General features: G+C 64.3%; 8 protein-coding genes. 6 read left to right on the top strand and 2 right to left on the bottom strand.

Annotated elements, in window-relative coordinates:
- Positions 1-61 precede the first annotated feature (61 nt).
- Positions 62-742, bottom strand: coding sequence for an 8-oxoguanine DNA glycosylase OGG fold protein (locus AC5RV2_RS10140; protein ID WP_494092219.1), 681 nt, complete (start codon positions 740-742; stop codon positions 62-64).
- Between the two features lie 477 nt (positions 743-1,219).
- Between AC5RV2_RS10140 and AC5RV2_RS10135 the strand changes: the two genes are divergently transcribed.
- The 3 genes from AC5RV2_RS10135 (at position 1,220) to AC5RV2_RS10125 (ending at position 5,558) form a co-directional block, all read left to right on the top strand.
- Entirely contained in the window at positions 1,220-3,397 is a 2,178-nt protein-coding gene (locus AC5RV2_RS10135; RefSeq protein ID WP_494092218.1) for an McrB family protein, read from the top strand.
- 1 nt (position 3,398) lies between these two features.
- Positions 3,399-4,592, top strand: coding sequence for an McrC family protein (locus tag AC5RV2_RS10130; RefSeq protein ID WP_494092217.1), 1,194 nt, complete (start codon positions 3,399-3,401; stop codon positions 4,590-4,592).
- Positions 4,593-4,907: 315 nt separating this feature from the next.
- Positions 4,908-5,558, top strand: coding sequence for an FxLYD domain-containing protein (locus AC5RV2_RS10125; RefSeq protein ID WP_494092216.1), 651 nt, complete (start codon positions 4,908-4,910; stop codon positions 5,556-5,558).
- A 185-nt stretch (positions 5,559-5,743) separates the two neighbouring features.
- On the opposite strand, the gene AC5RV2_RS10120 is transcribed toward AC5RV2_RS10125, so the two are convergent.
- A complete protein-coding gene (locus AC5RV2_RS10120; RefSeq protein ID WP_494092215.1) occupies positions 5,744-6,640 on the bottom strand; it encodes an Lrp/AsnC family transcriptional regulator in 897 nt (298 codons plus the stop codon).
- A 217-nt stretch (positions 6,641-6,857) separates the two neighbouring features.
- On the opposite strand from AC5RV2_RS10120, the gene AC5RV2_RS10115 reads away from it, so the two are divergent.
- The 3 genes from AC5RV2_RS10115 to AC5RV2_RS10105 form a co-directional block, all read left to right on the top strand.
- The gene (locus tag AC5RV2_RS10115) at positions 6,858-8,225 is read left to right on the top strand and encodes an MFS transporter (RefSeq protein ID WP_494092214.1); all 1,368 of its coding nucleotides are present in this window, start codon (positions 6,858-6,860) and stop codon (positions 8,223-8,225) included.
- The gene (locus AC5RV2_RS10110) at positions 8,222-9,934 is read left to right on the top strand and encodes an amidohydrolase (protein WP_494092213.1); all 1,713 of its coding nucleotides are present in this window, start codon (positions 8,222-8,224) and stop codon (positions 9,932-9,934) included. Before AC5RV2_RS10115 ends, AC5RV2_RS10110 begins: the two co-directional genes overlap by 4 nt.
- A gap of 73 nt (positions 9,935-10,007) precedes the next feature.
- Positions 10,008-10,536 (top strand): thiamine pyrophosphate-binding protein (locus tag AC5RV2_RS10105; protein WP_494092220.1); only part of this gene is annotated, 529 nt, incomplete at its 3' end.

The following is a 10,536-nucleotide window of genomic DNA, read 5'->3' as shown; positions in this document are numbered from 1 at the left end:
GGCTGGGGAAACTCACGCCCATCGAATATGAAACAATCAACCGGTCCGCACTCACCGCGGCCTAAAACCCCGAGTCAACAAAAGCCGGGGCAGTCCCCTCATGCGCCCAGAAGCTCATGGTTAGGCGGGCCGAATCGTAGGTGCGGAGGTCGTAGTTGGTTGTCTTCGGGTTGAGAACGGGCAGCTGTGTTTCGCGATGGAGGGTACGAAGAACCCGTCGGTCAACGATCGGGCAGGGGTGGCAAATGTCTCCAGCGCCGGCGAAGTATAGGTATTTCGTAAAAAAGTTGGGCCCGAGAGACTTGATGGCGTTGCCCCGCGGGCGCAATCTGAAAAAGGCTTTACTGGGATCGGTAGATGCGAGGCGGGCAGCATCGCGCAACAGCAGCCCCGTCCGCTCCGGATCGGCTTCCACCGACTGGATGCGTCGTGGACTGTTGCGGTGGCTTGAGCCGGTTCCCCAGGCGAGAGTGTGCCAAAACAGCCGAAGAGCGCCGGTACCGGTGTCGTCACTACCGGCAACGGCCGCCAAATCAAACAGGCTGCCACGACTGATCCGTCCGTTGGTCGTTTGCCCGTCGTGCCCAACTACTGGGTTCCCGGACAGGTGCGCGATTCGCTGGTTCCACCAGCCAAGGTTCAGTTCAAAGCCGTGATCGTCAATAGCCTCGGTACGCGAATGGGTGTCAACCCACTTTTGCAGGGAACGTGGGGCAGGGGATACGGCGAGCTGCGCTGTCATGGACATCACTCTAAGCAGGTTTTTGGATGATCTTCGCCTTTTGGGTCGAGCTGGAAGTAAAAGAAATATTTGCGCTCGCAGCAGGACCTGCTCGCGCCGCCCTTGAGCCCAATGGAAAACAACTGGCGATAATCGGGGACCAGCTTTTTGCTTCCAGGTAAGCCTGCTCCAATGACTCCTTGAGAAGGCCACTGTAATTTCCGGTGCAACGGATATCGGGATTGGGATTTCAGGCGATGCCGATGAATCCTTGCTCGAACAGTTCACTCACTTATGCCGTTGTGGAGGTCTATGTGCAACGGCCGTGTCATGCCTTAACTTTTTGCTAGCGTGATGGATGTTTCAAATCAGGCTAACCTGACGCCGAAGCCCGGCACGGCTCTGCATCGAAACATCACGTCTGCGCCCTAGTGTTGGATCCATAGATAGCAAGAGGGTCTTGTCGGGTCCTCCTGATGGTGGTGGAAAGGTAGGCCCGTGGCTGACGACCAGTGGACCCGGTTCATGGATTATGCGGTGAAGTTTGCCCAGGACGTAGACCTCGACTCCGAGGAGCGCAACTACAAATTGAAGTTCTCCGAGCGATTGGCAGCTACCCGCGAAGCATACCTGGGCGGGGCTGGGGATTGGTCTGAACGTCTGCGGAAAGACATTACTTCCGTGAACCTGATGCACTGGTTCCCGCTCGTGAAGCTGACCGAGGTAAGCCAGGCCCACCCTGAAGAATTTGGTGCGATTGTCGGTTTGCTCTGGCGGGACAGTATCGATGTACGACGAATGGCACCGTTCGAGGAACGCTTCCGGGAGATCAAGCCCAAGGAGCTGTTAGTTGGCGACATTACGTGCTTCGCTTCGCTCCTTCTCCTCGGCAGGAACCCGGCGGAGTTTCCGCCGTACCGCACGGCGGCCGTGAAAAAGTTCCTCAAGCTCGTGGGATGGACCGACCGGGGCGCCAATGAGGGAGCCGCCCGTCGATACGAGCTTCTCCTTGAGGCAATGGATGAGATTCTGCGGCTTGCGCCGGAGTTCGGCATCAAGCTCCGGGACAGGTTGGATGCGCAGGGCCTTATGTGGACAGTGATGAACGTCGATTCGGCGGACAGCTGGAGCGGTGAGGAAGCAGCGGCCTTCCGCGCTTGGCGCGGCGACAAGATCAAGACACCAGGCCGCCGGACCTGGCTTGTCCGCCAGAGCCAAGGCGGGGTGCCCATGTTGGAATCTTGGCAGGACGGTTCTTTCGTCTCCTTGCGGGCCCAGCATCTCGGGAGTCCAAAGCCGGGCAGCGGATTAAAGGAGATCGAGCAGGCAGTCAATGACGGATATCGTCATAGCGATTACGCCGAGCACAAGCTCCGGGCCGCGGAGTACCACCGCTTTCTATCTCTCATGAAGCCGGACGATCTGGTATTGACCCAGCATGAGGGCCGGCTTTACCTGGGCGTTATCACTGGCGAAGCCGGGTACGTCGAGGATGAGTCCTCACGACTCCGGCGCGACGTCGAATGGCAGCCTTCGTCCCTTGACGGCAGGCAACTGGGTGCCCCCCTGCCCCGCCTGCTCGAGGAGCAGGGCTCCGTCGTCGACCTTACCGAAGCGCTTGCTCAGGTGGAGCAGCTCTTCGAAGCCGCTGGCCTGACGGACGGCGAGCAGCCGGAAGGCGTCGAATCCCAGGCTCAACCCGCCGTCGTACCTGGATTGCGCAAGGCCACCGACGAGCTGGCCGCCGCGCTGCACGTGGCGCGCGAGGATCTGCAGGAGATTGTGGAGCTACTGGAGACACGCAACCAGATTGTCTTCTACGGCCCGCCCGGCACTGGAAAGACATACTTGGCCGGAAAGATCGCCCGTTACTTGGCAGGCGACGAGCATGGCGACCACGTCAAGACCGTGCAGTTCCACCCGTCCTACGCGTACGAGGACTTCTTCGAGGGCTACCGGCCGGCGCTGGGCGAGGGCGGGCAGGTGGGCTTCACTTTGGAGCCGGGACCGCTGCGCCGGATCGCTGCGGAGGCCTCCGCAGAGGGCAACCGGGACAAGCCGTTCTTCTTGATTATTGACGAGATGAACCGCGGCAACCTGGCCAAGGTGTTCGGCGAACTGTACTTTCTGCTTGAGTACCGTGACCAGAGCATCAACCTGCAGTACAGCCCGACTGAGACTTTCGTGCTGCCCCCGAACCTGTTCATCATCGGCACGATGAACACTGCTGATCGCTCCATCGCCATGGTGGACGCGGCCATCCGCCGCCGATTCGCGTTCGTGGAACTCCATCCGCAGGAGGGAATGATCGAGGGCATGCTGGCGCGCTATCTGGACGCGCAGGGGAAGGGCCCTCTGCGTGCACGGCTGCTGGATGCCCTCAACTCGGAGCTCGAGGCCGGCGACCGAGACCTGATGGTTGGCCCGTCTTACTTCATGAAGGAGCATGCCGAAAGCGACGCCGGCCTGGAACGAATCTGGCGCTACGAACTGCTGCCGCTGCTGGAGGAGCATTACTTCGGCCGGCTTAGCCGCGAGCAAGTCCATGAGCGCTTCGGGCTACCTGCGATCCGGAAGAAGGCAGCGCGGGTAGGCGCTGTGGATCTTGTTATGGAGGAATTTGCGGAGCTCGAGGCAGAGCCGCGCGGGGTCGACTTCGACGCAGGGGCGAACTGAGGTGATTTGGCACCTTGTGCTGGACGAGCTCCAACAGGAGCCCGTGCTTGCCGAATTCGACGGCGACACTGCCGCGCTGCTGAACAGCAGCAGCCTGGTCTCGGTGCAGCCGGACGTGCTCGGCGGCTGGCGTGTGCTGCCGGCCGGGCGGGTGGGCGCTGTGCAGGCGGGCGAGCTGCTGGTGGAGGTCCGGCCCAAGGCGAAGGTGGGGCTAGACCGGTTACTGTTCCTGCTTGGATATGCACAGAATCCGGGCTTCCGGCCCGACGAGGTGGCAGCAGACGAGGACCAGGATCTGTTCTCGGCACTCGCTGAATCCCTTGTCAGGCTGGGGGAGCGGGCCCTGTCCCGCGGTGCACTGTCCGGCTATGTGCATGTGGAGGACGCGCTGCGCACGGTCCGCGGACGCATTCGGGTCAGCGACCAAATGTCACGCCGGCCCGGCATGCTCCTCCCGATGGAGGCCTCCTACGACGAGTTCACCATCGATATCCCGGAGAACCGGGTCCTGCGCACAGCGCTGCGTCGGATACTCCAGCTGCCGCGCCTATCAGCCGAGATGCGCGGACGGCTGGCGCATCTGGACTCCCAACTCGACGGCGTTGCCCTCCTCCGCGCCGGGGCCCCGCTGCCTGCGTGGAGCGAGTCGCGAGCAAATGCCCACTATGGCCCGGTTCTAGGGCTGGCAGAGATCATCCTGCGGAATATGTCCGCCGAGGCAGGTCCGGGGAGGCAACAGTTTGCCTCTTTTGTGGTCAACATGGCTGCGGTGTTCGAAGACTTCGTCACCACCGCGCTAAAGGAGGCCTTGACTGCTGTGCCGGGGCGGACAGAATCACAGTACCGATGCTTCCTCGACGAGTCGGACGGTACGCGACGGCCACGCGTGACCATGTTCGCCGATGTCGTGCATGTGATTGGCGGGAAGCCGGTGGCCGTCTTCGACGCGAAGTACAAGGCGTCATCATGGTCCGGTTACCCTAACGCGGACCAGTACCAAATGTTGGCCTACTGCACAGCGTTGGACGTGCCGAGGGCTTGGTTGGTCTACGCCGACGCCGGGCCGGTGCGCGTGCGGAAGGTGTGGAACGCCGAAGTAGAGATCGTAGAGTTCCCGCTGGATCTGTCGCGTTCGCCCGAGGAACTGCTTGCTGCCGTCCGTCAGCTAGCCCGCCAGGCAGTGCGAGCTAGCTAACGTAACGCTTCAGGAGAGTCCAGCCGAACTTTTCGGACGAGTAAGCTCACCCGCGACATCGCTAGCTACGGGCAAGGGTCACCATGTCGCAGTGCTGTAATCGTTGACCAATACTGCTGATTTATATGATTCACTAAAAGCGTTTATCCGAATCTTGTTGGGGGAAATTTGAAAAAGTCTTTGGCCGTGTTCCTTGGGGCGATGTTTCTTTTGGGTCTAGCGGGCTGCGCATCTCCAGGATCAGCACAGACAGGAGGCGGAAGTTCAGCTCCCGAGTCCTCGGAGGTCGCCAGCGAGGCACCAGCGGAGGCTGTCGTGCCGGCCACAATAAAGGACATTGTTGAGTCTGGTTGGCTTGCAGGTACTGCCAAGCCCGAGTTCGGAGACGGTACGGAAGGCCGGGTGGACGTAGTTGCTTCCGCGCCAATTGCCGCCTCCCAAGGTTTCGGTACGACAGTTCCGATTGCTATCCGCAACAACACGCCTGACACGATTAGCAGTGTTGACGTATCGGGGGCTGCCAAGGACAAGTCAGGCAAAATTGTCGGTTCTGGCCGGAGCCAGGGGTTGAAGCCGGCCAACGTCCCCGCAGGCGGAATCGCTCTCGGCTATGTGTACTTCAGCAGCGACATTCCCAAAGACGCGAAAATTGACTTCACAGTCGCCTCACAGCCAGTTGCAGGTGAGCCGTACTTTAGGGATTTGAAAATGGACCAGGCCAATCTGGTGAACGACGCGGTCACCGGACAAGCAACCAACGTTTCTGATGACAAGCTGAACGGTCCCTATAGCGTTCTAGTAACCTGTTTTGACGAGCACGACAAGTTGCTGAGCACCCAGATTGCATATGCATCTCCCGACGCTGACCTCGAACCCGGGCAGAGTGTGACCTTCCAAGCTGACTTGTTCGGTGATCCTTGCCCGACTTTCCTTGTGGGTGCAAGCGGATTCAGTTCCCTGAGCTAAATCAACTGGTGGTTCCCGGTAATCGCCGGAGGATAGGCCGAGCGTAAACGGCGCGAGGTTGCAGTTTGACGCGGGCTACCGGACATTGGTCGTGGCGCGGGGCAGCTGCCACGGAAGGAACTCCTGCACGGCAGGATTTCCTTCTCCTGACCGGGCCGCTAAACGACGACGGCGGCAGCCGCCACTCATGATATCCGTCGGGCATAGTCTTCTTTGACGACTTCGAGGTGGAGCCAGGAGTCGGTGCGGCTGACGCCGGGGAGGCTGCGGATTTCTTCGAGTTGGGCGAGGAGGTCGCGGGGGGACTGGGCGGCGAGGGTGGCGATGGCGTCGAAGCGGCCGACGGTCTGGGCGACGAACTCCACGTGGGATGAGCTGCGCAGGAGTTCAAGGACCGCGTCATTGTCGCCGGAGAGGTTCAGGCCGACGCCCATGGACAGCTGCCGCCCGCCGGCGCCACGGGACTCCACCGCGCTGATCCGGATAATGCGGGCGTCCAGCAGCCGCTGCACCCGGGAGCGCACGGCCGTAGGCGTGAGCCCCACGGCGGCGGCGAGATTTCGGTAGCTGGTCCGGCCGTCCTGCTGCAGGATCTCGATGAGCTGGGTGTCCACGCCGTCGATGGTGACCTCGCCGGCGTACTGCGAGATGAAGAGGCCCTTGACCACCCGGGTGTAGACCAGCGTGTCGATGTAGGCGACGTTAGGGTGCTCGCGCAGCTGGGTGAGCACGGCGTGCAGTTCGTCGTGCGTGGCTACCCGGATCTCGGCGATCAGGTCATGGGTGCCGCCGACCGCCGAGACCAGCACGGCCTCCGACCACTCCGCCAGCCGCTGGGCAATATGCCGCACCGGCCCGGACGCCACCACCGAGACGTGCGCGATCACGTGCTGCCCCAGGAACGCCGGATCCACCGCGGCCACCACCCGGACCGTGTAACTGTCCAGCAGTTCCCGCAGCCGGGCAGAGACCGTGGCGCGCGGCAGGCCGAGCTCGCGTGCCAGTTCCTGGTAGCTGGCCCGGCCCTCCTTCTGAAGGGCACGGACGAGTTTTGTGTCGATCATTTCGGTGTGGTCCGCCAAAGTTTCCTTAACCTCCCAAGTGAGCACCGCCGTCGTCAATTATCCAGTGACGCGGCGCACAAGCAAGCCCTTTCGCTCAAACATGCGCGGGAACCGGAGCAGAAGTGGATTCACGGGGCCGTAACGCGACATTTGTGCTCTTGTTGGATTGTGATTTAGGCCCTACAGTCGCAGAGATCACAACGGCACTCATGCCCACACCTTAAGGTGGAAGACCATGTCTCATACATCAGCAGCCCGGCCGCAGTTCAGCCACGCCCGGGCCCGCCGCGCCGGACTCGCGGCGTTCGTCGGCACCGCCATTGAGTGGTACGACTTCTACATCTACGCCACGGCCGCGGCCCTGGTCTTCGGCCCGCTCTTCTTCCCGGAAGCGGACCGGATGACCGGCATCGCCGCCGCCTTCGCCACCTACGCGGTCGGGTTCTTCATGCGCCCGCTGGGCGGCATCATCTTCGGCCACATCGGCGACAAGTTCGGCCGGCGCCCCTCGCTGGTGATCACGCTGCTGATCATGGGCCTGTCCACCGTGTTTGTGGGCCTGCTGCCCACCCACGAGAACATCGGCTCCTGGGCCGCTGTGCTGCTGGTGGTGCTGCGCGCCCTGCAGGGCCTGGCCGTTGGCGGCGAGTGGGGCGGCGCCGTGCTGATGGCGGTGGAGCACGCGCCGGAGAAGCACAAGACCTTCTACGGCGGCTTCGCACAGTTGGGCAACCCGGCCGGCGCGCTCGGCGCCACGCTGATCTTCGCCTACCTGTCCGGGATCAGCGACACGTTCCTGGTGGACGGCGGCTGGCGCATCCCGTTCCTGCTCTCCGTGGTGCTGATCGGCGTGGGCTTCTGGGTCCGCTACCGGGTGGAGGAATCCCCGGTGTTCGAGGAGAAGGTCGAAGGCAAGGTCCAGTCCCTGCCGCTGAAGCACGCGCTGGTCACCAACTGGAAGCCGATCCTCATCGGCATCGGCCTGCTGCCCATCTCCACGGGCGGCTACTACCTGGCCACCACGTTCGCCACCGCGTACGGCACCGACCCGTCGGTGGGCCTGAACGAAACCATGATCCTCAACGCGCTGTCCGTGGCGGCCCTGGTCGAGCTCATCTGCACCCTGGGCGTCGCCTGGCTGGGTGACCGGTGGGGCCGCAAGCGGGTCATGTTCGTCGGCCTGGTCGGCTCGATCGTGCTCATCGTCCCGCAGTTCCTGCTGATGTCCACCGGTCCGGAATGGCTGATCTTCCTGGCGTTCGCCGCGATGCGACTGGTCATGACCGCCACCTACGCGCCGACCGCGACCATCCTGTCCCAGCTGTTCCGGGCACAGGCCCGCTACACCAGCATCTCGCTGGCCTACGGGATGGCCAACGCCATCTGGGCTGCCCTCGCCCCGCTGACCGCGACCTTCCTGTTCAGCACCACCGGCAGCATCTGGCCCGTCCTGATCATGTTCGGCGCCATGGGCGTGCTGAGCATCGTCTGCCTGGCGATCGCTCCCCAGCACCGCGACGAGGACGAATACGCCGACGACGCCTCGGCAGACGACGCCGAACGCACGAACAACAGCAACACCAATTTGGAGGCCTTCCGGTGAGGAAACTCAAGACTTTCGACGCTCCCGCGACCAGCTTCATCCCACAGCTGATCACGGCCGCCACCATCCACACCATGGATGAGGAGCGCCCGACGGCGGAGGCCATGCTCGTGCACGACGGCCGCCTGCTCGCCGTGGGCACCGAGGCACAGTGCCGCGCCGCCGCCGTCAACCTCGGCCTGCCCGACCCGAAGGAACACAACGCCGGCGGGGCCACCATCGTGCCGGGCTTCATCGACGCGCACGCGCACCCGCTGATGTACGGGCAGCTGAAGACCTGGGTGGACTGTGGGCCGGAACGCGCCGGCAGCATCCCCGAGATCGTGGCGCTGCTGAAGGAACGGGCGGCCGAGACCCCCAACGGCCTGCCCGTGCGCGGCTTCGGCTACGAGCACACCAACCTGGTGGAGGGCCGCCACCCCACCCGGCAGGAGCTCGACGAGGTCGCCACCGACCGCGAGGTGTACCTGATGAACGCCTCCGGCCACGGCGGCGTGGTGAACTCCTACACTTTCGAACTGCACGGCGTCACCAAGGACACCCCCAACCCGGCCGGCGGCGAATTCTTCCGAGACGCCTCCGGTGAGCTGACCGGCGAGCTCTCCGACGCGGCCTGCAACATCCTGACCGGGCTCGAGGGCGTGAAGATCGGCCACCACGGCCCGAACTTCCACCTGGCCGACGCCCCCGAGGAGCACCTGCGCCAGCTGCAGATTGCCCAGGAGAACTTCCTGGCCGGCGGCGTCACCACCATCGGCGACGCGCAGGTGTCCCGGCGCGAGTTCGACATGTACCTGCGCATGGCGGAGGAAAACCAGCTCAAGGTCCGGGTCAGCATGTACCTGCTCTCGCACCTGCTGGACGAGGCCGCCGAGATGGGCCTGCACGGCCAGTTCGGCAACGCGCGGCTCAGCTTCGCCGGCTTCAAGTTCTACGCCGACGGCACCCTGGGCGGCTGGACCGCGTACTTCCCGGACGGCTACGTGGGCGACCCCTGCCGCACCGGCCAGCTCTACCACGACCCGGCCGACTACGCCGCGCTGATCTCCAAGGCGCACCGGCTGGGCCTGCAGACCGCCACCCACGCGCAGTCCCCGACGGCGCTGGAGATGGTCATCTCCGCCATCGAGGCCGCGCAGGCCGAACGCCCCGATACCGATGCCCGGCACCGGATCGAACACTGCGGGCTGCCCACGCTGGAGCAGATCGACCGAATGGCCGCCGCGGGCATCCACCCGGTGAACCAGCCGCAGCACTACTACAACTGGGGCGAGGGCGTGAAGGAAGCCGTCGGCACCCCGGGCGAACGGTTCAACCCGCTGGGCGAATTCGCGGCCGCCGGCGTACGGGTGACCATCAGCTCGGACGCCCCCGTGGCCGAACCCAAGCCGCTGGAAGCCATCCAGGCCGCCACCAACCGCATCACCCGCTCCGGCGTCAAGCTCGGATCGGACGCGCTGCTCATCACGGCGCGGCAGGCGCTGGCGGCGCACACGATCAACGCGGCCTACACGCTGGGCCGCGAGGACGACCTCGGCTCGCTGACCGCGGGCAAGCGGGCCGACTTCGTGGTCCTCGCCGGCGACCCGCTGGCCGTCGACGCCGCCGAGATCTCCGGCATCCCGGTCCTGGAAACCTGGGTGGACGGCATCCAGCGCTTCACGGCCGACCGCCCCGTACTCCGCACGGAAGAGGTGCAGCATGTCTGAGCACACCCCGGCGGCCACCCCCACGGTCACGCTGCCTGAGGGCGTCGTCGCCGATAACACCGGCCTGGCCATCATGACGGCCCTGCGGAACTACGGCATCGACACCATCTTCGGCATCCCCGGCACGCACAACCTGGAGTTCTACCGCCACCTGACGCCGCTGGGCATCCGCCCGGTGACCACCCGGCACGAACAGGGCGCCGGCTACGCCGCCGACGGCTGGGCACAGCAGACCGGCCTGCCCGGCGTCGTCATTACGACGTCGGGGCCCGGCCTGCTCAATGCGCTCTCCGCGGCGGGCACCGCCTATTGCGAGTCCCGGCCGCTGATCATCCTGTCGCCGGGCGTGCCCGAGGGCGAGGAGTTCGCGGACATCGGCTCGCTGCACGAGACGAAGGACGCCACGGCCGCCGTCGGCGCGATCGTCGAGTGGTCGCGCCGCGTCACCTCCGCCACGGAGGCGGTCCAGGGCATCCACGACGCCTTCGAACTCTTCCGTTACGGGCGCCCGCGGCCGGTGCACATCGAGGTCCCGCTCAACGTGCTCGAGGGTCCCTTGGACGCGCCGGCGGATCTGCTGCAGGCCGCGCCGCGGCGTGAGC

It is taken from the genome of Arthrobacter sp. Y3225116, assembly GCF_059091245.1.
The sequence above is the reverse complement of the archived record's forward strand: the minus strand, read 5'-3'. Positions and strand labels throughout refer to the sequence as shown.

What these genes read in the sequence shown, in the direction of transcription:
- AC5RV2_RS10140 (WP_494092219.1), bottom strand. Translation starts at nt 742, where the DNA reads ATGACAGCGCAGCTCGCCGTATCCCCTGCCCCACGTTCCCTGCAAAAG.
- AC5RV2_RS10115 (WP_494092214.1), top strand. Translation starts at nt 6,858, where the DNA reads ATGTCTCATACATCAGCAGCCCGGCCGCAGTTCAGCCACGCCCGGGCC.